Annotated in this window: 21 protein-coding genes, 1 tRNA gene and 1 pseudogene; 8 read left to right on the top strand and 15 right to left on the bottom strand. The window is 45.3% G+C overall.

Annotated elements, in window-relative coordinates; translation table 11 throughout:
* Nucleotides 1-631, bottom strand: a pseudogene (locus tag WS34_RS11140) (hypothetical protein); the annotation flags it as partial.
* A gap of 334 nt (nucleotides 632-965) precedes the next feature.
* On the opposite strand from WS34_RS11140, the gene WS34_RS11135 reads away from it, so the two are divergent.
* The 5 genes from WS34_RS11135 to WS34_RS11115 all read left to right on the top strand — a co-directional run bounded on the left by WS34_RS11135 (nucleotide 966) and on the right by WS34_RS11115 (nucleotide 5,961).
* Nucleotides 966-1,208, top strand: a complete 243-nt coding sequence (locus WS34_RS11135) for a (2Fe-2S) ferredoxin domain-containing protein (RefSeq protein ID WP_013613428.1) — start codon at nucleotides 966-968, stop codon at nucleotides 1,206-1,208.
* 48 nt (nucleotides 1,209-1,256) lie between these two features.
* Nucleotides 1,257-2,975: a [Fe-Fe] hydrogenase large subunit C-terminal domain-containing protein gene (locus WS34_RS11130; protein ID WP_286693728.1), complete on the top strand. Its 1,719-nt coding sequence runs from the start codon at nucleotides 1,257-1,259 to the stop codon at nucleotides 2,973-2,975.
* A gap of 81 nt (nucleotides 2,976-3,056) precedes the next feature.
* The gene (locus WS34_RS11125; RefSeq protein WP_046404856.1) at nucleotides 3,057-4,235 is read left to right on the top strand and encodes a SpoIIE family protein phosphatase; all 1,179 of its coding nucleotides are present in this window, start codon (nucleotides 3,057-3,059) and stop codon (nucleotides 4,233-4,235) included.
* A gap of 9 nt (nucleotides 4,236-4,244) precedes the next feature.
* Nucleotides 4,245-4,559 (top strand): NAD(P)H-dependent oxidoreductase subunit E, encoded by a 315-nt coding sequence (locus tag WS34_RS11120; RefSeq protein WP_286693727.1) that lies wholly within the window; start codon nucleotides 4,245-4,247, stop codon nucleotides 4,557-4,559.
* Nucleotides 4,546-5,961: a monomeric [FeFe] hydrogenase gene (locus WS34_RS11115; RefSeq protein ID WP_013613424.1), complete on the top strand. Its 1,416-nt coding sequence runs from the start codon at nucleotides 4,546-4,548 to the stop codon at nucleotides 5,959-5,961. The genes WS34_RS11120 and WS34_RS11115 overlap by 14 nt, the downstream gene beginning before the upstream one ends.
* Before the next feature lie 244 nt (nucleotides 5,962-6,205).
* Here the strand turns inward: WS34_RS11115 and hydG are convergent, their stop codons facing one another.
* The 8 genes from hydG to sufB all read right to left on the bottom strand — a co-directional run bounded on the left by hydG (nucleotide 6,206) and on the right by sufB (nucleotide 15,366).
* Nucleotides 6,206-7,705: a [FeFe] hydrogenase H-cluster radical SAM maturase HydG gene (gene hydG, locus WS34_RS11110; protein WP_046402352.1), complete on the bottom strand. Its 1,500-nt coding sequence runs from the start codon at nucleotides 7,703-7,705 to the stop codon at nucleotides 6,206-6,208.
* A 17-nt stretch (nucleotides 7,706-7,722) separates the two neighbouring features.
* The gene (locus WS34_RS11105) at nucleotides 7,723-9,513 is read right to left on the bottom strand and encodes a DUF5723 family protein (protein WP_046404845.1); all 1,791 of its coding nucleotides are present in this window, start codon (nucleotides 9,511-9,513) and stop codon (nucleotides 7,723-7,725) included.
* 140 nt (nucleotides 9,514-9,653) lie between these two features.
* Nucleotides 9,654-9,968, bottom strand: coding sequence for an iron-sulfur cluster assembly protein (locus WS34_RS11100; RefSeq protein ID WP_046404853.1), 315 nt, complete (start codon nucleotides 9,966-9,968; stop codon nucleotides 9,654-9,656).
* A 30-nt stretch (nucleotides 9,969-9,998) separates the two neighbouring features.
* Nucleotides 9,999-10,430, bottom strand: coding sequence for a SufE family protein (locus WS34_RS11095; RefSeq protein WP_046404843.1), 432 nt, complete (start codon nucleotides 10,428-10,430; stop codon nucleotides 9,999-10,001).
* A 41-nt stretch (nucleotides 10,431-10,471) separates the two neighbouring features.
* Nucleotides 10,472-11,695, bottom strand: coding sequence for an aminotransferase class V-fold PLP-dependent enzyme (locus tag WS34_RS11090; RefSeq protein ID WP_013613419.1), 1,224 nt, complete (start codon nucleotides 11,693-11,695; stop codon nucleotides 10,472-10,474).
* Nucleotides 11,696-11,701: 6 nt separating this feature from the next.
* On the bottom strand, nucleotides 11,702-13,063 hold the full coding sequence (sufD, locus tag WS34_RS11085; protein WP_046404840.1) for a Fe-S cluster assembly protein SufD: 1,362 nt from the start codon (nucleotides 13,061-13,063) through the stop codon (nucleotides 11,702-11,704).
* A gap of 6 nt (nucleotides 13,064-13,069) precedes the next feature.
* Nucleotides 13,070-13,825, bottom strand: a complete 756-nt coding sequence (gene sufC / locus WS34_RS11080; protein ID WP_013613417.1) for a Fe-S cluster assembly ATPase SufC — start codon at nucleotides 13,823-13,825, stop codon at nucleotides 13,070-13,072.
* A gap of 107 nt (nucleotides 13,826-13,932) precedes the next feature.
* A complete protein-coding gene (gene sufB, locus WS34_RS11075; protein WP_013613416.1) occupies nucleotides 13,933-15,366 on the bottom strand; it encodes a Fe-S cluster assembly protein SufB in 1,434 nt (477 codons plus the stop codon).
* Nucleotides 15,367-15,675: 309 nt separating this feature from the next.
* Here sufB and thiL point away from each other — a divergent pair, with 309 nt between their 5' ends.
* Nucleotides 15,676-16,755, top strand: a complete 1,080-nt coding sequence (gene thiL / locus WS34_RS11070) for a thiamine-phosphate kinase (protein ID WP_022161242.1) — start codon at nucleotides 15,676-15,678, stop codon at nucleotides 16,753-16,755.
* Nucleotides 16,752-17,360, top strand: a complete 609-nt coding sequence (locus tag WS34_RS11065) for a hypothetical protein (RefSeq protein WP_022161241.1) — start codon at nucleotides 16,752-16,754, stop codon at nucleotides 17,358-17,360. Before thiL ends, WS34_RS11065 begins: the two co-directional genes overlap by 4 nt.
* 29 nt (nucleotides 17,361-17,389) lie before the next feature.
* Here the strand turns inward: WS34_RS11065 and rbp are convergent, their stop codons facing one another.
* On the bottom strand, nucleotides 17,390-17,704 hold the full coding sequence (gene rbp / locus WS34_RS11060; protein WP_013613413.1) for an RNA-binding regulator: 315 nt from the start codon (nucleotides 17,702-17,704) through the stop codon (nucleotides 17,390-17,392).
* Nucleotides 17,705-17,940: 236 nt separating this feature from the next.
* Here rbp and WS34_RS11055 point away from each other — a divergent pair.
* Nucleotides 17,941-18,013: transfer RNA gene (locus WS34_RS11055), tRNA-Phe, on the top strand.
* 150 nt (nucleotides 18,014-18,163) lie between these two features.
* Here WS34_RS11055 and WS34_RS11050 read toward each other — a convergent pair.
* The 5 genes from WS34_RS11050 to WS34_RS11030 form a co-directional block, all read right to left on the bottom strand.
* Nucleotides 18,164-18,820, bottom strand: a complete 657-nt coding sequence (locus WS34_RS11050; protein WP_022161240.1) for an HAD family hydrolase — start codon at nucleotides 18,818-18,820, stop codon at nucleotides 18,164-18,166.
* Between the two features lie 287 nt (nucleotides 18,821-19,107).
* Entirely contained in the window at nucleotides 19,108-20,271 is a 1,164-nt protein-coding gene (locus tag WS34_RS11045) for a TlpA disulfide reductase family protein (protein ID WP_046404837.1), read from the bottom strand.
* Nucleotides 20,272-20,286: 15 nt separating this feature from the next.
* Nucleotides 20,287-20,601 (bottom strand): hypothetical protein, encoded by a 315-nt coding sequence (locus WS34_RS11040; protein ID WP_022161238.1) that lies wholly within the window; start codon nucleotides 20,599-20,601, stop codon nucleotides 20,287-20,289.
* A 35-nt stretch (nucleotides 20,602-20,636) separates the two neighbouring features.
* Nucleotides 20,637-21,167, bottom strand: a complete 531-nt coding sequence (locus WS34_RS11035; protein ID WP_022161237.1) for a hypothetical protein — start codon at nucleotides 21,165-21,167, stop codon at nucleotides 20,637-20,639.
* A 32-nt stretch (nucleotides 21,168-21,199) separates the two neighbouring features.
* Nucleotides 21,200-22,182, bottom strand: a 983-nt coding sequence (locus WS34_RS11030) for a TlpA disulfide reductase family protein (protein ID WP_046404830.1), incomplete at its 5' end; no start/stop codon positions are given.

Below are 22,182 nucleotides of genomic sequence, written 5' to 3'. Positions count from 1 at the left end.
CTTGCAGATAGACTTCCCGTTTTTCTCCTGAAAAGCTGACCGGATATTTCAACTGGCTGGCTGCATTCAAATGTACCCGCGTGCCATCGGCCAACACCAAACGATATTCGGCGCTGCGGGGTACGGACAAGGTATGAGACCTACCGCTTTTTTCTGCTTTCCCGGTAGGTCGGGCGGCATAATTTACTCCTCCGTTTTGCACTTTTATCGTTTTGTCGCCATCCTCTACTTGTAAGGTTTCCTGGTCCGGCAAAGCTACCGTCCTTCCGTCGCTCAATCGTAATGTGACCTGATGGCTTCCGGAAGGATACTCTGTCCCGATCGGTGTTCCTTTCCGGGTTTCCCACCATATCCCTACACTACCTAATGCTACTACCAATACGGCTGCCGCTGCCGCGATATATCGGAAATGTAAACGACGTTTCAGACGATGAATCTGTTGAAAAGCTTGCAGGTAATCATATTTTTCCCTTCGGGCAGCTTCTTCTTCCAGGAGATCGGTCCCGCTTAGTTGCCGGGCAAGCATATCCCTTGCTTCATCCGGCTGCCCTACTTCCTCAGCCTCCGTTAATCGGGCCGTTGTCCGAGCCACCACCCGCTTGGCTTCTTCATCGATTTCTTCCCATTTCATGTCCTTGGCGATTAAAGTTTGACTATAAACGCAAGAAGAAAAAAATCGGGTGACAGATTTTCCGAAAAATTTTAATATTTTTTATCAGAACTTAGCCAATATATCATTTATATTTGTTTCGTCAGGGTGTAAAGATGGACAAAACGACCGATAGATTATTCCGGCCGTTTTTTATAGCAAAAAAATTACAGTTTTATGCTATCGATTTTAATGCATTGTGTTATTTTCCTATATTTGCATAATTTAGGATGCGGTTCAGTCATGCCAAATTTGAAAACAAAGTTTTCATTTGTCATTGCTCTCACCTTTCACTATATTTGCCTAAAAATGTCCTATGCGTCAAATTAAAATATGTTTGGGCAGTTCGTGTTATTCCCGGGGAAACAATGTCCATCTCGAAGTAATCAAGAAATACATAGCAGAAAATCACCTGGAAGCCGAGATTTCATTCTCCGGTCATCTGTGCGAAGAATTATGCAGTAGCGGCCCGATCCTCCGAATCGACGAGAAAGTCTACAAAGAGGTCAATCTCTCGGGTTTATACAAAATACTTCAGGAAGAATTTCCGATAAAATAATAACAGGCGAAAGGCAACCTCACCCATAACACAGTTTACCCAGCAACTATGAACAGATCTATGGATTTAAAACCGATCTATACCGAACCGGAAAATTGTCAGGACTGTTATAAATGTGTCCGTGAATGTCCGGTAAAAGCGATTCAGATCGAAGACAATAAGGCCTACATCATAGAAGAACGATGTATCTACTGTGGCCACTGTACCCAAGTTTGCCCTACCGGTGCAAAAAAGATCCGGGACGGGGTCAGCCGTACCCGGCTTATCTTGCAGAATTATCCCCGGGTAATCTTATCCCTCGCCCCCTCCTGGGCCTGTGAATTCGAAGATTTATCCATCGGACAACTTACCGCAGCCATCCGTAAACTTGGTTTTTCAGGAGTATCCGAGACTGCGATCGGTGCAGAATTGGTCTCTTCACGGGTATCGGATTATCTACAACAATCGCAACCGGGAGTGTATATCTCTTCCGCCTGTCCGGTAGTGGTCGAATACATCCGGAAATACTCCGCCGAGCATACTCCGGCCATCACGCCGCTGCTCTCCCCTATGTTAGCCCATGCCAAAATTTTAAAAGACTATTACGGAAACGATTTAAAAGTCATCTTTGCAGGCCCATGTATCTGTAAGAAACTGGAAGCGGATCATTTTAAAGAGCTGGTGGAAGTGGCTATCACTTTTAAAGACCTGAAAAACTGGTTTGAAAAAGAAAATATTCATCCCGAACAATTAACTCCGGCAGCAGAGGATCACTTTATCCCCTGGCAGGCCGGAATCGGTTCTCTGTATCCTGTCGAGGGAGGTATGCTTCCGGGTATCGACGGTGAAAGCAAAAAGATTGTAAAAATGGCTTTCTCCGATTTGAGTAATATCAAAGATGTCATCAAGAACCTGGATACGCGCCGGGAAAAAGATACGATTTTTCTGGAACTGCTGGCTTGTAAAGGAGGCTGCATCAATGGTCCGGCCAAACTCAGCCAGACCTCTCTGGCCATCAAAAGATACAATATTCAGCAACACCGGGCCGCACACTCCGAAAGTACCGTTCCCGATCTCGGGCATATCGATCTGGCCACGACATTCAAGGCTTACGACTGCTCGACGGCCCGGCATACAGAAGAAGAGATCAAGCAAGCCTTATCTGCTGTCGGTAAAAACAGTCCTGAAGACGAGCTCAACTGTAGCGGGTGTGGTTATGACTCCTGCCGTGATTTTGCAGTAGCCCTGGTCGAAGGCCGGGCAGAAGAAAACATGTGCGTATCCTATATGCGACGGGTGGCCCACGACAAAGCGACCGTCTTGTTACAAAAAATACCGGCAGGCGTATTACTGGTCGATAATGATCTGAAAATCTCCGATATGAACAGCTGTTGTGCCAACCTGCTGGGAGAGGATGTCGTCATGGTCTACGAAGCTTCGCCCGGATTACAAGGCGTCGAATTGGACAAAATCTGTAGCTTCACCGACCTCTTCCGCACGGTATTGAACACAGGTAAAGAGATCACAGAACGGCAAATCCGGGAAGGCGATAAAATCTGGCTGCTCTCTATTTATAATATCCAACCCCACCGCCTGGTATTCGGAATCTTACAGGATCTTCGGGAACCTTATGTCCGTAAAGAATGGATGCTGGAAAAAACCCAGGAAGTGGTACGCAAATATATGGCTACAGTACAGGAAGTGGCTTGCCTGCTAGGTGAAAATGCAGCTTTTACCGATGCTACCCTACGGTCGATTATGGAGGCGGGGGAAAAGGTAAAAAGCTAAAGGCCAGAAGCAAGAGGGGAGGGAGAAAAAAGGTTGGAGGGGAAAAAGATGGGGGAACGAGTTTATAAGAAAAAAGGAAGGATGAAAGAATCGGATATATTTATAGAAGTAGACTGTTTCCAAAAAAATAAAGCAGGCAATATCGTCTGTGGAGACAGTTACATGTCCCAGAAGTTAAAAGAGGAAGACCGGATCATCAGTGTATTATCGGACGGTTTAGGGAGTGGCATCAAAGCCAGTGTTTTATCGACGATGACCGCTACTATGGCCATGAATTACACAGCCATGAACGAAAGTATCCTCCAAACCGCTCTCTCGATTATCCATACCCTGCCTAAGGATATGGTCCGTAAAATCAGTTATTCCACCTTTTGTATCTTCGACATCGATTGTTTCGGGAATACCCGGATCGTGGAATACGAAAGCCCGGCGGTCTATCTGTTTCGTCGCGGACAGGCAGTGGAAATCCGGAAAAAAAAGATCCCGATCGAACGGGAAGATCTGGAAAATACCTTTCTGTGGATATCGGAGTTCAAGCTGGAAAAAGAAGACCGCCTGATTTGTTTTTCCGACGGAGTCAGCCAATCGGGAATGGGTAGCAGTAATATGCCTTTCGGTTGGGACGAAGGAGTCGGTATCTACATTGCAGAAACCTTAAGCCAGCACCCCGGTATATCGGCGAAAGAATTAGCCCGCAAGATCGTTTTAAGGGCCGAACGCAACGATAACTATCGTTTGCTGGACGACACCAGCTGTTGTGTCATTTACCGGCGAACGCCGCGCAATCTGCTCATCTGTACCGGCCCGCCTTACGATGAAAAAAAAGACCGGTATCTGGCAGAAAAAGTCAGGGATTTCAAAGGTAAAAAAGTACTCTGCGGAGGAACGACAGCCACGATTATTTCAAGGGAACTTCAACTCCCCCTGCAGGTCAGTATGGATATCACCGATAAAGAGCTCCCCCCACTCTCCTATATGGAAGGAATCGACCTGATCACGGAAGGGATTCTGACCTTAAGTAAGGTAGAGCGGCTTTTAACCCAAGGGCTCCCCGAAAAATCACAGGGTCCGGCCAACGACCTGGTTAATCTGATACAAAACAGTGATAAAATCACCTTTATCGTCGGTACCCGGATCAATGTGGCACATCAGGATCCCAACCTACCCGTAGAACTGGAAATCCGGCGTAATGTGGTAAAAAAAATTAAATATTTATTAGAAACGAAATTCCTGAAAGATGTAGAAATTACCTATCTTTGACCCCTCAAAATGACACACATCAAAGACTACACATTAACCAGGAAAGAAATTTTAAATTTGAATCCTATGGACAAAATCAAACTGAGATTATGTGCAGGAACCATGTGTTATGTCATGGGCGGAGCCCAATTAATGGAAATAGAAGAATTGTTGTCTGAAGAAGAAAAACAAGGCATTGAAATCACCTTTTCTCCTTGTCTGCAACGGTGTAACGGCAAAGACACACCTCCTTTTGCAGAGCTGAACGGAGAAATCATAACCGGTGTCAGTAAAGAAACCCTATTACGAATTATAAAAGAAGAATTAAGACATGTTGTACGATAATTTTGCGATGCTCACCAAACGGGAGTTATTAATCCGGATTGTCAAGTTATTAAAAAAAGACGAACTGATCACAGGTCTGAAATATCTCCCTGTCGAAATGCGTCCACGCAACAAGCGACCGGTGAGGTGTTGCATCCACAAAGACCGTTACATCCTCAAACACAAGATTATCTCGATTCTGGGCTTTGAAATTACAGACGAAGAGATCGACCTGATTCATCTCTCCGATTTCGCCCGCATGGCGATGGCTAATAAAAATATGAAGGAAAATATTCTTTCTGTTGTCCACGAAGCTTGTAGTGCCTGTATCCAATCACAATATGCCGTCACAAACCTTTGCCGGGGATGTGAAGGCCGGCCTTGTGTGATGAACTGCCCCAAAGCTGCGATTTCGTTTATCGGCGGCAAAGCCAGTATCAGCAGTGAGGATTGTGTCAGCTGCGGATTATGCCAGAAAGTTTGCCCCTATCATGCCATTGTATACACGCCTGTTCCTTGCGAAGACGTTTGTCCCGTAAAAGCGATCAGTAAAGATGCCGAAGGCGTAGAACATATCGATAAAGAAAAATGTATCTATTGCGGAAAATGTATGCAAGCCTGTCCCTATGGAGCTATTATGGAACGGTCGAAAATCATCGATATACACAAAAGTATTAGTAATCCGAAGAAAAAAATCGTAGCTATCCCTGCTCCTGCTATCTATGGGCAGTTCAATGCCACTCCGGGGCAAGTACTGGCAGCGATCAAACAGATCGGTTTCGACGATGTGATCGAAGTTGCTCTCGGTGCCGAAATCACAGCTGCAAACGAAGCCAAAGAATTGGAAGAAAAAATGCAGGAAGGCCAAGCTTTTATGACCACCTCTTGTTGCCCGGCTTATACCGGTTGGGTGGACAAGCATGCTCCGATGCTGAAACCCTATGTTTCGGAAACCCGGAGCCCGATGGTCTATGCAGCCCGATACGCGAAGGAGAAATATCCGGATGCCGAAGTCGTATTCATCGGACCGTGCCTGGCCAAACGCCATGAAGCCGATTCAGTCGACGAAGTGGATTATGTGATGAGCTTCGAAGAGCTGGGTGCTTTTATGGTAGCTTATGACATAGATGTAGCCAATTGCAGCGAGAAAGAGCTCAACCACGAAGTGACGAAGTACGGCCGTGGATTTGCTCAGGCCGGCGGAGTACAGGCAGCTGTTGTCAATGCCATCGGCGACAAATATTCCAATATTCATATCGAAGGGTTGGATAAGAAAAATCAAGCCCTATTGAAGAGTATGGCTAAAAAACCCGACGCTCAATTCGTCGAAGTAATGGCCTGCGACGGAGGTTGTATCAACGGCCCCTGTTCATTAGCTCCCCTCACCTTAGCCAAACGACAAATCAAAAAAGTACTGGAATAACCAAAAGAGCAATTGGTTTGTCAAATCGATGTCCCCTGTAACGCCTTTTTACGGCCGCAGGGGGCATCGATCTTATAATTAGTACCGTTTTCAGTGACAACGGTTAACTTCTGAAATTTTTGTACCCCTTGAAACCTAAAAAAATAAAACTAGATATGGTACACCTAGAAACTAAGAAAGATTTCAGTTTGAGCACATTTACCTATTTCTTTACCTAAAATATTAGAATGACTCTCCGCCCCGATCACATATACAAATCCCGTTCCCCGGAAGCAATTCGCTTATAATAATTCAGGAAAGTCGGCAATAATTTCTTATCTGTAAAGAAAGACATTCCCTCGATTTCCCGCAGCTCTTTTTCGATCAGTTGCTCGCCGATCCGACGGGTTTCTGCCGAAGCATAATCATTCAGGTATTCACGGAAAGTCAGTACGGCATTCAGCTTACAGAATTTACCTTCCACTCCTTTTTCCAGCAAGTTCATGATCTTATCCCCGGTACGTCCGCAACGGTAGCCGGCAGTACAGAAAGAAGTGATGTAACCGTCTCCGGCCAACTCGCGGATCACTTCGTCCAAACTGCGTTCGTCGCCTAGCATAAACTGAACCTTATCGGGATTTTCTTCCTGCACCTTTTTCTCGGAATAGGCTCCGATTCCGATTTTCGAAGAAGCATCCGTCTGTGTGCAACCATAATTGATAATTTCACGCCGTAATTCAGCACGCTCCCGGGCCGTGACAATCAAGCCTGTATAAGGCACGGCCAGACGCAACACCGTCACCAGCCGGCGGAAAGCATCGTCCCTGACCAAATAAGGCGAATTTTCGCTCACAAACGATCCCAAAGCAGGCTGCATACGCGGAAAGGAAATGGTGTGCGGTCCGATACCGAACTGTCTTTCCAGGTCGTGAGCATGATGAACTAACCCCATCACCTCAAAACGCCAGTCGTACAAACCGAACAGAGCCCCGATAGCCACATCGTCTATCCCTGCATCCATTGCACGATGCATTGCGTACAAACGCCAACGGAAATTTCCTTTAATCGTATTGGCCGGATGCAACTCGGCATAACGTCCCGGATGATAAGTTTCCTGGAACACCTGATAGGTCCCGATTCCGGCACGCCATAGTTTCCGCAGATTCTCTATACTCATCGGCGCCGCATTGATATTGATGCGACGGATATTATTAAAGCCACTCCCGGTAGGAGTCACCCGTTTGGTTGCATAAATCGTCGCCATACTATCGGCAATATAGTCGGCATCACTTTGGGGATGCTCACCATATACGGCAATCAAACGTTTATGTCCTTCGTCGATCACAGCCTCCGTCTCCCGTCTCACCTCTTCCATAGTCAATACATGCCGTTTTTCAGCACAGTTATCACTTCGGAACCCACAATAGACACAACTATTTACGCAGAGGTTGGAACAATATAACGGAGCGAAAAAGACGATCCGGTTGTCATATACTTTCTTTTTTACCTGCAATGCGGCTTCACGCATTTCTTCCAACAGTCCCGGATCTTCTACATTCAACAATACAGCTGTTTCTTCCGGAGATAATAACTTTATATCCAGAGATTTCTGTAAAATATCCCGCACTTGCTGTTTATCCGGCTGACGGTATTTTTCAAGATTGCCGAAAATCGATTTTTCATCGATAAAGTCTTTTCCGTTTACCAGATATTTTTCTATTTCAGCTGGTTTAATCACCTGCTGAACCCATTCTTTCACGTTCATATCGACTCATATTTCTATTATCTCACCGCCAATCCCCAGGCATCGGCAAATTGCGGATACTTCTTCCTGATCAGGAATACTTCATTCCAACAATCGGTGTGGGTATTGAAAGGGGCGGTAGTCACCCGGTACATGCCATTTTCGTTCCTCAGGATAGCACTTTCTTTAAATCCCATAAATACCAAGCGTTTTCTCAAATTTTCCGCTCTTTGTTTACTCTTGAAACTCCCGACAATCACATAATAAGCCCTGATTGAATCACTTTCGGTATCGACTACTTTCTCCTCTTTTATAGGAGCCACCGGATCGACCTCAGGAGCCACCTCTTTATAGACAGTGTCTTTTTTCACCGGAACAGGTGCAATCATCACTTCCAGCGGTTCTTCTTCGGCTGCTTTTTTCTTTTTCTTGTGGTCTTTATGTCCGAACAGTAAATTTATCCCGAAACGGGCATTAGCGGACTGTGTATTGGTATAATTGCAAGCCAATAAGTTGTCGGTTTCCAGATAAAGCTGGAACGGGCCGAGTTTTGCGGTCAGACCGGCACCGAGATTCACATAACTCCCCCGGGTAATGCTATATGAAACCGAAGCACTGACATTACGCATCAAGCGTCCGTTCACCGAAGCAGTCAGCGAAGGAATAAACATTTTATCAACTAATGAAGCCCGGAACAACCCTCCGACATAAAAGGTACGGTTCAACTGATAGGTAGCTCCTAAATACAATTTCGGGCTCACCATCGTAGTATAAGCTTTACCTCTGCTTCTCAGCTGCAAACTATCTTTCAATTGGTCTGTCAACTTCGTGAAAGCACTATCGATAGAAATATATCCCACATTGTCTTTATTCACACTATTGGAAATATCGGCCCCTTCCCAGGTAAACCGGGCATCCTGATAAAAATTATACCGAAAATCCTTATTTCCCCAATGAATAAAACCCAAATCCGTCAAACTGGCGAACAATTTAATTTTATCGTTGAATTGATATTCACCTCCCAAATCGATAGCAAAACCGGGATTTTTAGTATTCAGAAAATCCGCAACCCCGATGTCGTCGGTATTAAAGTCGAAATCGTCCCAATCGATCGGCTTGTTGGGTTCAAACGGCAAACCTGTCTGTTCGTTACGAATATTCACCGGAGCAGTGATCCTGATATTCTGCCGGGAATGTATCTTCATCGTTCCATCTTTCTCTGTCACCACATCCAATTCAGAATCCGTCATATGAGCATTCGCAATACCTGCAAGATATTTCAAACGCCCTCCGACGGTAAGCTTACTGTTCACCTGTTTCGACAAACCTAAAGCCACTTCGATATAGGAATTCAGATTGACCCCCAGCTTCCCGAAATCCATAGAGGGATGGTCCGTATTACCATATTTCAGGAAAGTGAACAAATCCTTGTTATAACGAAATAAGAAATCATTTTTCTGAGTGATATCCAAAGTCCCATACCAACTTTTAGCTTTCACACCGATGGAAAGAATAGAATTTTCATTATTAAAAGCGATGTAATTCCGTTTATGCAATGATTTATAAAACTTATTCACATCCATATAAACCGAATCGTCCCGTTTGAACAACAGATCCTCGACGGTAAACGAAGAGTTCAGATAATTCACGGAAACGCCACTGAGCCCCGGCAGACCGATAAAGACTTTATACTCCGGCTGATAAGCAGGATTTAACCGAAATTGCTGCGGAAGATTTGATAAGAAATAAGATGTATTGTTCCCATCCTGAGCTTTAACAACACTACCTAATGAAAGGATTGCCCACGCAATCAGCAAAATACGCTTCATACACTTATAATAATTTCAATCACCAATTAATCACAGATTTGACAGTGTAAATGTATGTTAAATAAACAAGATATTCAATAAATCCTCCCAATTATATTTTATAAATTTTAATCTTTTTCTCCGCTCCTTCTTTTTCCGCTTCAAATATCGTATCCCAGCTCCAGCCTAGCCACATCGCTCATCCGGTCGGGCGTCCATGCCGGCTCGAAAACCAGGTTTACGGTAGCACTTTCTATACCTTCGACTTCCATTACCACATCATGCACTTGCTGCACGATCTCATCGGCGATCGGGCATCCGGGAGCCGTGAGGGTCATGTGAATGATCACTTCGGAAGGCTTTGGAAATTCTATATCGTATATCAACCCCAATTCCCAGATATTCACCGGAATCTCCGGATCATAAACCGTGCTCAATTTCTCAATAATCAGATCCCTTGTTATACTGGCAGTCATATCCATCCGTCTTTAATCGTTTAAAATTTCTTACTTCGTATTTTGCGAAGCTGCCTCAGCAGCAATTGCATAGAATTTGATCTGTTTCACCATCGCAAGCAGGCCATTGGAACGGGTAGGCGACAAATGCTGGGTCAATCCGATCTCATCGATAAAATGCAGGTCGGCTTTAGCGATATCCGCCGGCTTCTGGCCGGAAAAGACCCGGATCAACAATCCGGCGATGCCTTTGGTGATAATTGCATCGCTGTCAGCTGTAAAATACAAAAGGCCATCCCGCATATCAGCATGAAACCACACCCTCGACTGGCATCCCTTAATCAGATTTTCTTCGGTCTTATGTGCTTCATCCATCCCTTCCAGACCCGATCCCAACTCGATCAGATAAGCATATTTATCCATCCAATCATCATATATAGAAAATTCATCTATAATTTCCTGTTCTTTTTCCTCGATTGTCATTTTTATCAATTTTTATCCTATCCTTTACAAAAATATAAATATCAGGCCAACTTAAACATTTTAGCCACCCGGTGTAATCCTTCGCAAAACAGATCGATTTCTTCAGAGGTATTGTACATACCGATCGAAGCCCTTACCATACCCGTTACCCCATAATGTTGCATGACCGGTTCGGCACAGAGCTGTCCCGTACGAACAGCGATCCCCATTTTATCTAACAATATGCCTGTATCGGAATGATGTATTTCTCCCAATGCAAAAGACAGGACGGAAGATTTCCGTATAGCTTCGCCAAAAATCCGCATAGCAGGAACCTGCCGCATCCGCTCCATCGCATAGTCCAACAACTGCTGTTCGTAAACAGCGATCTCTGGCAAACCGAGGGATTCTACATAACGAATGGCTTCTCCCAAGCCGATCACCCCGATAAAATCGGGAGTTCCCGCTTCGAATTTAAAAGGAAGCTCGTTATAAGTCGTCTTTTCGAAATGTACTTCTTTGATCATCTCTCCCCCACCTTGCCAGGGAGGCATCCGATTCAGCAAATCCTCCTTACCGTACAACACTCCGACTCCTGTAGGACCATATAACTTATGTCCTGAAAATACAAAAAAATCACAGTCGAGCGCCTGCACATCTATCGGTATATGCTGAACAGCTTGTGCGCCGTCGACCAACACTTTTGCACCGATCCGATGAGCCCGGCCGATCAGCTCTTTTACCGGATTTACCGTCCCCAACACATTCGAAACGTAAGCGACTCCAACTAATTTCACCCGCGGAGTCAATAAAGTATCCAGTTGTGACAGATCAAGCTCCCCTTTATCGTTAAACGGAAGTACTTTCAATACCGCTCCTTTCCGTTCACAGAGCATCTGCCAGGGAACAATATTGGCATGATGCTCCATTTCAGTTACCAGGATTTCGTCACCTTCCCGGATAAAAGCTTCTCCGAAAGAAAAAGCCACCAGGTTGATGCTTTCCGTGGTACCCCGGGTAAAAATAATTTCTTTATCCGAACCGGCATGAATGAATTTCCGGACAATTTCGCGGGCTTCCTCATTGGCATCGGTACATTTATTACTCAAAAAATGGACTCCCCGATGTACATTCGAGTTGTACTTCAGGTAATATTCGTTCATTTTTTCAATGACTTGCAACGGCCGCTGAGTCGTCGCCCCATTATCCAGGTATACCAAGCGTTTTCCGTATACCTGTTCTTCCAATATCGGGAAATCTTTCCGGACTTTTGCAACGTCGAACATATCCGATTATTTTTTACATTGCATAATGCAATTATAACATTTCGATAATTCACCCCTCAGCCGCTTATCGATCAAATCATCGATTTTCACCCGCAGGGGTTCGAGTTTTACCCGCCGGATAATGTCGTGAGCAAACCCGAACATCATCATCATCCGGGCTTCTTCCGGACTGATTCCCCGTGAACGCAGATAGAACATAGCTTCTTCATCGATCTGTCCGACCGTCGCTCCATGGCTACATTTCACATCATCGGCATCGATGATCAGCTGGGGTTTGGCATTTATCCGGGCGGTATCTGTCAGCAATAAGTTGTTATTGGCCTGATAAGCTTCGGTCTTCTGTGCATCCGGCCGCACACGGATACATCCGCTGAAATTTGCCAGTGCAGCATCATCCAGAACACCCTTGAAATGTTCGTTACTCGTACAATGCGGAGCAATATGATCGATGTAAGAAAAGTTGTCGACAATCTGTTTTTTATCCTGGATATACATCCCGTACAAATGACATTCTCCCCCTTCTTCATTCAAAGCGACATACATATTGTTCCGGATAGTACCCCCGTACAAGGTCACCAGATTACTTTCAAAAGTGGAATTACGGTGTTCTGAGACAAATAAAGAATTGATCTGGGAAGCCCTGAGATGTTGATTCTGTACCTGATAATATTCCATATGGGCATTGGGGCCCAAATATACTTCGGTCGTATTGTTGATTAAAAAATCATGCTCTGAAAGCGTGTGATCGCAAACCAGTACAGTCGCTCTGGCATTTTTCCCCAGTACGATCAGGTTACGTTGGAATCCCATCAGATCGGCCTTCGCCCTTAAGAGATTGATAATCTGCAAAGGGCGTTCTAAAACGACATCGTCAGGGACATAAACAAATACACCGTCCTGTGCAAATGCCGTATTCAGCGCCACTAAGCCATCCCGGTGAGCGACAGGCGCATAGTGGTTATAATGTTTAGCAAACAGATCAGGGTATTTCACACTCGCTTCCTGCAAACCACAGATAACCACTTCCTCCGGTATTTCGGCTACCGGATTCCCATCGAACCACCAACCGTTCACGGTCAATACGGGAGTGGTAACCAAATCCGTAACAGCACAGCGGAAAGTTTCGTTCATATCCACCTCCTGCCGGATATATTTCAACACGACGTTATAATCTTTGCCGAATAAGGGCAGCAGATTCAGATAAATATAATCTTCCTGTTTATTCGGGATTCCTCCCAAATCGACAAATTTACGGAATGCTTCCTCCCGGCAACCGTTCATTACCGCGCTGTTTCCTGCATCGAGCAGGGCCCGGCCTTCTCTGAACAAAGTTGCCAAATCGGTATTTATTTTTTCAAAATCGTTCATATCCGACTACTTACCTTTTACTTCTTCCTTGATCCAATCATATCCCTTCTCTTCCAGTTCGGCTACCAGCTCTTTGCCGGCGGTTTTCACAATACGGCCGTCATACAATACATGTACCACATCGGGTACGATATAGTCCAGCAAACGCTGGTAGTGGGTAATGACAATCGTGGCATTCTCCGGCTTTTTCAGTTTGTTCACGCCATTGGCCACCGTTCGTAACGCATCGATATCCAAACCGGAATCCGTTTCATCCAGAATAGCTAATTTCGGTTCGAGAACTGCCATCTGAAAGATTTCGTTTTTCTTCTTTTCTCCCCCGGAAAAACCTTCATTCAGGGAACGGTTCAGCAACTTATTGTCGATCCCGACCAATTCCATTTTCTGGCGGATCATCTTTAAGAAATCCCCGGCCGGATAAGGAGGCTGTCCATGGTATTTACGAATCTCGTTTACTGCCGTCTTCAAAAAATTCACCGTACTCACTCCCGGAATTTCTACCGGATACTGAAAACTAAGGAAAATTCCTTCCCGGGCCCGGTCTTCTGCCGGCATCTCCAGCAGATTTTTACCATTGAATTCCACTTCTCCCTGGGTAACCTCAAAACGTTCACGACCGGTAAGCACAGCAGAAAGCGTACTCTTTCCGGCACCGTTCGGTCCCATGATTGCATGAACTTCTCCGGCTTTGATTTCCAAATCAATGCCTTTCAATATTTCTTTGCCATCTACCGAGGCATGTAAGTTTTTTATCTTTAACATAATCTCACTTCTTTCAGAATGAATTTACTTTTTTTATTCTTCTCCCTTTTACTTGTTACCTTCTCCTTTTTAGGCTCCAGCCTTTAGCTTTTTGCTTTTTAGCTTTTTTACCCCACACTTCCCTCCAAACTGATCTGCAACAGCTTTTGTGCTTCCACCGCAAACTCCATCGGCATTTTATTGAGGACATCACCGGCATAACCTTTGATAATCAAGCCCACAGCATCCTCGGTCGAAATTCCCCGCTGGTTGCAATAAAAAATCTGGTCTTCGCCGATTTTAGAGGTTGTCGCCTCATGTTCTACCTGAGCCGTCGAATTCTCGATTTCCAGGTAAGGGAACGTATGTGCCCCACATTTGTCCCCCAGCAATAAAGAATCGCACTGAGAATAATTACGGGCATTTTGGCAGCTCTTCACCACTTTTACTTTTCCCCGGTAAGAGTTACTGCTGAACCCGGCGGAGATACCTTTAGAAACGATCCGGCTACGGGTATTGTTACCGATATGAATCATCTTTGTACCGGTATCCGCCTGCTGATAATTATTGGTAACCGCTACAGAATAAAACTCACTTACCGAGCCATCTCCTTTTAAAATAGTGCTGGGATATTTCCAGGTAATAGCCGAACCGGTTTCTACCTGAGCCCAGATCAAACGGGCATTTTCGCCCCGGCAAATTCCTCTTTTAGTAACGAAATTATAAATTCCGCCTTTCCCGTCCTTATCCCCGGGATACCAATTCTGTACCGTACTGTATTTCACTTCTGCATTTTTCTCGACAACGATTTCCACAATCGCTGCATGCAACTGATTTTCATCGCGTTGAGGAGCGGTACAACCTTCCAGATAACTCACATAAGCCTCATCTTCAGCAACAATCAGTGTACGTTCGAACTGTCCTGTATTCCGGGCATTGATCCGGAAATAAGTAGACAATTCCATCGGACAACGTACCCCTTTAGGAATATAGACAAACGAACCATCGCTGAATACGGCCGAATTCAAAGCAGCAAAATAATTATCATGATAAGGCACGACAGTCCCTAAATATTTCCGTACTAAATCGGGATGATTTTTTACCGCTTCTGAAAAAGAACAGAAGATCACTCCGCGTTCAGCCAGCGTATCTTTAAAGGTAGTCTTTACAGAAACACTGTCCATCACAGCATCAACCGCCACTCCGGACAGGGCCATTTGTTCGCTCAAAGGAATCCCCAGCTTATCGAAAGTAGCCTTCAATTCCGGATCGACCTCTTCCCAACTCTTCGTCTCCTTCTGTTTCGGAGCTGCATAATATACGATATCCTGATAATTGATCTCAGGAATATCCAGTTGAGCCCAACGGGGCATCTTCATCGTCAACCAATGCCGGTAAGCTTTCAACCGAAATTCCAGCATCCAATCCGGTTCCTCCTTCTTGGCGGATATGATCCGGATCACCTCTTCGTTCAAACCTTTACCTATCGTATCGGTTTCGACATTCGTCACAAACCCATACTTATATTCACTTCCGGTAACTTCTTCTATAATATTGTCCATAAAACCTATTGAAACTTGAAAATTGCAACCTGAACCTAAATTCAAAGCCAATCTTACGATTATAATCACAAAAGTAAGAAATTTATTTAACACACATCCAGAGTCAAAGAACCAAAAGTTAAAAAAGTCTGTCCGACCGTAGAATAAAATCCGGAGGATGGTTGATCTGTCTGTTAATTTACACTATTTTTGCAGAAGATAAGCTGTACCTCGGCATAACTTTCAAGCAAGCTTGAAGATTCTGCTCCCGGTTTGCATTATCTTTGCCCGTATAAACAGATCATCAACAAACATACGTTCAATTTTACCATGTCCAATTATACAGAACTTTCTACATTAGGAGAATTTGGTTTGATCGACCACCTGACAAAAACGATTCGATTACAGAATCCCTCTACCCTGAAAGGGATTGGAGACGACGCAGCCGTCCTGGATTATGGCAATAAAAAAATCCTCGTCAGTACAGACATGCTGATCCAAGGTATTCATTTCGATCTGACTTATACCCCCCTTAAACATTTGGGATATAAATCGGTATCCGTCAATGCCAGCGATATCTATGCGATGAACGGCATTCCGAAACAGATCACGCTCTCCCTCGCTGTCTCGAACCATTTTTCTGTCGAAGGGCTGGAAGAGTTTTATGCCGGCCTATATCTGGCCTGTGAAAAGTACGGGATCGACCTGGTCGGAGGCGATACGACTTCTTCTAAAACCGGCATGTGCATCAGCATCACGGTATTGGGAGAAGCCGATGAACAGGATATCGTCTATCGGAATACAGCCAAAGAGAATCAACTGATCTGCGTCAGCGGAGACCTGGGAGCAGCCTATATGGGATTACAATTGCTGGAAAGAGAAAAATTAGTTTTTCAGGGAGACGAAAATGCCCAACCCGATTTCGCCGGTTATGAATATATCCTGGAACGCCAACTGAAACCGGAAGCCCGTAAAGATATCGTTCAACAGTTTAAAGAAAAAAATATCCTTCCGACGGCCATGATCGATATCTCGGATGGGCTGGCTTCGGAAATCATGCACATTTGCAAAGATTCCGGGATCGGTTGTAACATTTATGAAGAAAAAATACCGATCGATTACCAAACGTTCAAAATGGCGGAAGAGCTCAATATGAATGCTACGGTATGCGCCTTATCCGGAGGAGAAGACTATGAACTCTTGTTCACCGCTCCTTTAGAGCATTACGACCTGCTGACCGCTATGCCGGGAATCAGCGTGATCGGCCATACCTGCAAAGCCTCTGAAGGATGTTATATGACTACCCGCGACGGGAATACTTTCGAATTAAAAGCCCAGGGATGGCAGAATTTTTCTTCAACAACGGCTGCCGGGGAAAGTGAAAATAAAAAAGCAAAGGAGGACAGATGAGCAGAGATTTAGAAGATGTTTTACGGGAAATCGGGGAACTGAGTAATATACATGCAGACCGTAAAAAACTGCGGGCCAACTTGCTGGAGATCAGAGACCACCGTCTGGCTTATTACAATCAAAGCAACGAAAAGGAGTTGCAGGCCGAATTTTCAGATGCCCTGTTTAAAATTCTTTTACTGGAATTAGATGAAGAAGAAGAAGAAAGCATCGAGATAGCAGAACTGGCTTATCTGGGCTTGGGGCATATTTTCAGACGACCGGAATTACCGACCCCCGAGCTTTATAAACGCAGGTTATTGCTTTTGCATTATTTCTGTGATTATTTTACCGATTCCATCATCGAAGTATTTCTCTCCAAATATCGGGAGGACAACATATTACAGGCGAGAAGTCTGGCTATCGAATGTCTGGAGAAGATGCAGTTGTCGGATATGTTTTATCTGGAAGAAAATGCAACCGATTTTATCGACGGAGATGAACAACTATCGGACGCTTGCAACGGTATCGAAACAGATCCGCGTTTATCTGAGGAGGAAAAAGCCAATGCAGCCTTACTACACAAGGTTTTATACGCTTACCTGAAAGCCAAATACAAAAACTGAGAGCTTTGAGCTCTCAGTACCCTTCTCAATTAATGATTCGGATTAAATCTCCTTTCGCCACCCCGGGGAGAAAATGAACGATGACCTCTGTTTTCACCTTCTTCTCTCGGACGAGCTTTTTTCACTACTATCTTTCTTCCTTGAAATTCCGACTCGTTAAGAGCATTAATAGCATTCATTCCTTCGGTTTCATCCTCCATTTCAACGAAACCAAAACACTTTGAATTGCCGGTTTCCTTGTCCATAATTACTTTTGCTGAAGAAACAGTACCGAATTCTCCAAAGAGAGTTGCGAGATCGTCACCTGTTGTGGCGGAACTCATTTTTGCTACAAAAATATTCACAATAAAAAATATTAAAAAAATGATTAAACATATAGAAGGGTACGTAGAGCTATATTTTTAGTTACAAAAACACAAAACTAAGATTCTTCTATCGACACAAATATAAAGTAAATTATTAATACTCAGAAAAAAAATCTCCCGATAATTTACAACAATAAAAATATTTTCATTTTTTCTTTGCATTTTATTTGCACATTCCAACAAAAGCTCTACCTTTGCACACGCAATGAAACGCTGGTGGCATAGCTCAGTCGGTAGAGCAAAGGACTGAAAATCCTTGTGTCCCTGGTTCGATTCCAGGTGCTACCACTTCCCGATAAGCAGTTACATAAGTAGCTGCTTATTTTTATATTCCCCCCGTTCATGGAGCAATCGAAATCCGATAGTCAAGCATAACCGGATTACTATCGCTTGTAATACCAACCGATAGAGACCACAGCCGACACGATGCACACTCATTTACGGTAAAAGTAAGTTCTGTAGCTCCCCGATCGAATCTACCACATAATCCGCCCCAGCAGTTTCCAGTTCTTCCCGGGAGCCATATCCATATACACACCCAACCGAACTCACTCCCGCATGCTTCGCCCCGAGTATGTCGAATTTACGGTCACCGACCATAATTACTTCGGAAAGAGATACAACCTCATTAGTCTTCAGTACATAATTGATCACCTCTTCTTTAGTCGAGCGTACTCCGTCCAAAGTAGCCCCTCCGACAAAGGAAAAATAAGCGGCAAGCTGAAAATGATCCAATATTTTCCGGGCGAATACTTCCGGCTTAGAAGTAGCCACCATCATGGTCTTTCCCGCCTGACACAAACGATCCAACAACTCAGGAATCCCCGGATATACCTCGTTTTCAAGCCAGCCCACAGTCGCAAAACGTTCTCTATACTTCAAGATCGCTTCTTGCGCCTGAGCTTCGGATAAACAATAGAATTCCTGAAATGAATCCAACAAAGGCGGTCCGATAAAAGGACACAACTCCTGCAAATCCTTCACCTCAATCCCCAAATGCCGTAAAGCATACTGCACACAGGTGGTAATTCCTATCATCGGATCGGTCAGCGTCCCATCTAAATCCCATAAAATATATTTACAATTTTTTTCCATTATTCCTCTTTTAAATTCGAAAGTTTACCTGCCTCAACGTTACTTCGTTCCTGATCAGTGCCGCCTTTCAGATTTCTGATTAGCGAACCTTCAGTTCTGATGGGGGGAATTTTATCCGGAACATAGTTCCGCCGATCAAGGTAATGCTAATCCGAATCCGATGGATAATACCATAATTCAGCTTTTTCTACAAAGATAATCTTAAAATAGCAAATGACAAGTCCGGCAGACTTTCAGCGATCGAAAATCTACCGGACTACAATCCTCCCCTCCAGCCTGTCAATTGATCACAAACGCTCTTCCAGCCATTCTACCAACTGATGTTTATCTTTTGCCTGTCCGATGATCTTTCCGTCAGGCCCGATCAAAATCAAAGTAGGCAAATAAGGTGCGGCATACATCGTGATCACCCTGGCCGGTTTGTATGGCTCAGGGAATTCATCGATTACCTGTTTCCATGGCAATTGATCCTGTTCCAAGGCTTTCAGCCAGTCCTCCCTGCGGCTGTCGTTGGTCACTCCCAGAATCTCGAACCCTTTATCCTTAAAGCGGGCATAAATCTTTTTCATTTCGGGGAACGAAGCCCGGCAAGGGCGACACCACGAAGCCCAAAAATCCAGCAACACGTATTTACCCCGCAAATCCGACAAAGCCAGCCGGCTTCCATCCGGCGTCTCCAGCGAAAAATCGGGAGCCGGTTGCCCCGGCCGTACCCGCTCGCGGATAGCAATCTCCTCGCGCACCTCTGCCGCCATAGGACTATTCTGCACTTTAGGATCCAAAACGGAAAATACTTCCTTCAACTCTTCCAACGTCATATCGTTCCACATCATCCGCAGATTCAAAACGGACGACTCCACCGTGCGGTTTCCCCGTATAAGCTCCAACTGCCGTTGGCGTACAGCTTCGGAAAAGCGTTCGGACAAAGGCTCCGTTTCGTCCTGCAATTTATAATAGGCTTCGGTATCCGTATTCCTCAATCCGGCCATTTTCTGTTGTGCCTCGGCATATTCCTTGTGCTCCGGGGCTTTTAACATCTGCCCGTATACTCCGGCGATCTTCTCATACACTTCCTGGTTCAAACTCCCTTCCACCGTTTGTCCGCCGATCGAACGGTAGCCATACCGTTCGATCACATCTTTCCAGGCAGCCATCACCCGGATCGGGGAATTTTCTGCAATAAATCCCAGACTTGCCGGCTGATCGCTATCAGGACACACCTTTACAGTGACGGAAACCGGGGATTCCAAACGCCCTTCGAACACGAATTTTCCATTCCGCATATTCACCGTATCTCCCATCGTCGGTTCCTCGAAACCTGCCGACTGTAACAATATGGCTTTTCCGTCACCAGCCCCTTCAATGTTGCCGGTAATCCGGTAACCGTCTGCCGGGGCTGTGCAAGCAGCCACCCCAAAAAGGATACCCCCTATTATCATTTGTGTTTTCATACCATAATTTTTTATTTATTTCAATACATTTTTTTTCTCTGTCGGAGTCATGCAAATCATATGTTTCAAATCTTCCATCCTAGCCGCATGATTTTTCATCGTTTCCACGTTCAGGGCATAAGCCCGGCGGGTAGCCGAAAAAGCACGAAGCGTAATATCATGCCGGGTGATAATGCGGTCGTTATATTTGCGGGCGACCGGCGTTTGGCCGGCAAAACCGGCAATATACACCACAGCATTGGCAAACACATCCCGGGCCTCATCCGTCATATCGTCGGACAAAGCAGCAAATCCCCAGTGGAGAAAGTTACCATGTCTTCCGATCGCCACAGCATCCCATGTCTTAGCCGAAACGCCACCGGAAATTATCTCAGCTTCAGGCGAATCCTCGAAACCACCGGGCCGCGATACCATGCCGACACGGAGCTCCGCTTCGACATATACCCTTCTTTCTGCACCCGCCACATCGGTAAAGAATCGGGAGCTATGGTATCGTCGATATAAGGCAGCGTCCGCATCGGTTTCTTCACCATCGGACGGTCGAAGTCGGGAGGCAAATAACCGGTTTTTTCATACCGGGTCAGGCGGCCTGAACTATCCCTTTCCATAATGCCCGGCAGGATAGGAGCCGGCCGACCGTCCATCACCGTTACATCATAATTGTCCGACAATTCCGGACGGTAGGCTTGGGCCCGGATCACCGTCACCTGCCGGAAATAGCGTTTCAACATCTTGTCAAAGGAAGCCATACGTTTCGCACTGCTTTGTGCCAACACCGCCGAATCGGGACGGTTACCGACATAATCGACATCCGGCGAACCGCCGACATACAACACTTTCAGGTTACTTTTACGGATCCCGGCCTGTAAACCTCCGGACAGGCACAAACAAAGCACTATACAAATGATTGTTTTTATTTTCTTTGTATTTAATTCCCGAATACTTCCTTCAATTTTTCATCCATTTTTTCGTGAGATTCTCCACCTCCCCCATAACGTCCGACAATGATACCCTCGCGGTCGATCAGAATTTTTGTCGGCAAGGAATGAATACCATACTTTTCACTGATATCCTGCGAACGGTCGAACTCGTTACCCACCTGTTTCAATCCGCGCAATACATGCCGGAACATGCCAATATCGTCTTTTTCTACAGCTGCCCGCCATTTTTCTTCGTTCGAATCGTCGTCGGACACACACACCACTTCCAGGCCCTGATCTTTATACTTTCTATACAATTCTTTCAAATGGGGATTACTTTTCCGACAGGGAACACACCAACTGGCCCAGAAATCGATAATGACATATTTCCCTTTCAGGTCGTTCAGATCGAACATTTCACCATGGATATCGGCTTTGGCAAACCTGGCGGCCGGACTGCCCGGCGATCCCATCCGCAGCTTCCGGATTTCGGCCCGGATTTCCGCAGCCAGCCGGCTCTTTTTCACCCGTTCGCCCAACCGATCGTATGCAGCCTGTGCCTCTCCATAACTCATCGAGCTGGTCTTATACCTCAGTATCTGAGCCGTAACGTATGAATCGGGATGAGTAGCCATAAATTCCTCGTCGATTTTACCCATCCGTTCATGATAAGGCTCCCAGCCATCACGCATCTCCGCTGCTTTTTCATGATCTTTCTCGGCATAATATGCCTGGATCAACGGCTGCAACTCTTTCATTATGGGTTCTTTCTGCTGCTCCAGCTCCTTCGCCTCCTTATCGGTCGCCGAGCCTTCCAACATATAATTTTTCAGATCACCCTTCACCAAAGCGATCTTCATGGCGCCAGGTTCGATCCAAAAGTTTGTCACATTCGGGTCATCCATACCCATCCGCCCTCCTCCCAAGCAAAGAGAAGCTGTCGTCGGCTCCGTTATCCCTCCCCGGAAACTGAATTTTCCCTCTTTCACCG

Source organism: Odoribacter sp. N15.MGS-14, assembly GCF_000980245.1.
Classification (GTDB): domain Bacteria; phylum Bacteroidota; class Bacteroidia; order Bacteroidales; family Marinifilaceae; genus Odoribacter; species Odoribacter splanchnicus.
The sequence above is the reverse complement of the archived record's forward strand: the minus strand, read 5'-3'. Positions and strand labels throughout refer to the sequence as shown.

What these genes read in the sequence shown, in the direction of transcription:
- WS34_RS11135 (WP_013613428.1), top strand. Translation starts at nt 966, where the DNA reads ATGCGTCAAATTAAAATATGTTTGGGCAGTTCGTGTTATTCCCGGGGA.
- WS34_RS11130 (WP_286693728.1), top strand. Translation starts at nt 1,257, where the DNA reads ATGAACAGATCTATGGATTTAAAACCGATCTATACCGAACCGGAAAAT.
- WS34_RS11125 (WP_046404856.1), top strand. Translation starts at nt 3,057, where the DNA reads ATGAAAGAATCGGATATATTTATAGAAGTAGACTGTTTCCAAAAAAAT.
- WS34_RS11120 (WP_286693727.1), top strand. Translation starts at nt 4,245, where the DNA reads ATGACACACATCAAAGACTACACATTAACCAGGAAAGAAATTTTAAAT.
- WS34_RS11115 (WP_013613424.1), top strand. Translation starts at nt 4,546, where the DNA reads ATGTTGTACGATAATTTTGCGATGCTCACCAAACGGGAGTTATTAATC.
- hydG (WP_046402352.1), bottom strand. Translation starts at nt 7,705, where the DNA reads ATGAACGTGAAAGAATGGGTTCAGCAGGTGATTAAACCAGCTGAAATA.
- WS34_RS11105 (WP_046404845.1), bottom strand. Translation starts at nt 9,513, where the DNA reads ATGAAGCGTATTTTGCTGATTGCGTGGGCAATCCTTTCATTAGGTAGT.
- WS34_RS11100 (WP_046404853.1), bottom strand. Translation starts at nt 9,968, where the DNA reads ATGACTGCCAGTATAACAAGGGATCTGATTATTGAGAAATTGAGCACG.
- WS34_RS11095 (WP_046404843.1), bottom strand. Translation starts at nt 10,430, where the DNA reads ATGACAATCGAGGAAAAAGAACAGGAAATTATAGATGAATTTTCTATA.
- WS34_RS11090 (WP_013613419.1), bottom strand. Translation starts at nt 11,695, where the DNA reads ATGTTCGACGTTGCAAAAGTCCGGAAAGATTTCCCGATATTGGAAGAA.
- sufD (WP_046404840.1), bottom strand. Translation starts at nt 13,063, where the DNA reads ATGAACGATTTTGAAAAAATAAATACCGATTTGGCAACTTTGTTCAGA.
- sufC (WP_013613417.1), bottom strand. Translation starts at nt 13,825, where the DNA reads ATGTTAAAGATAAAAAACTTACATGCCTCGGTAGATGGCAAAGAAATA.
- sufB (WP_013613416.1), bottom strand. Translation starts at nt 15,366, where the DNA reads ATGGACAATATTATAGAAGAAGTTACCGGAAGTGAATATAAGTATGGG.
- thiL (WP_022161242.1), top strand. Translation starts at nt 15,676, where the DNA reads ATGTCCAATTATACAGAACTTTCTACATTAGGAGAATTTGGTTTGATC.
- WS34_RS11065 (WP_022161241.1), top strand. Translation starts at nt 16,752, where the DNA reads ATGAGCAGAGATTTAGAAGATGTTTTACGGGAAATCGGGGAACTGAGT.
- WS34_RS11050 (WP_022161240.1), bottom strand. Translation starts at nt 18,820, where the DNA reads ATGGAAAAAAATTGTAAATATATTTTATGGGATTTAGATGGGACGCTG.
- WS34_RS11045 (WP_046404837.1), bottom strand. Translation starts at nt 20,271, where the DNA reads ATGAAAACACAAATGATAATAGGGGGTATCCTTTTTGGGGTGGCTGCT.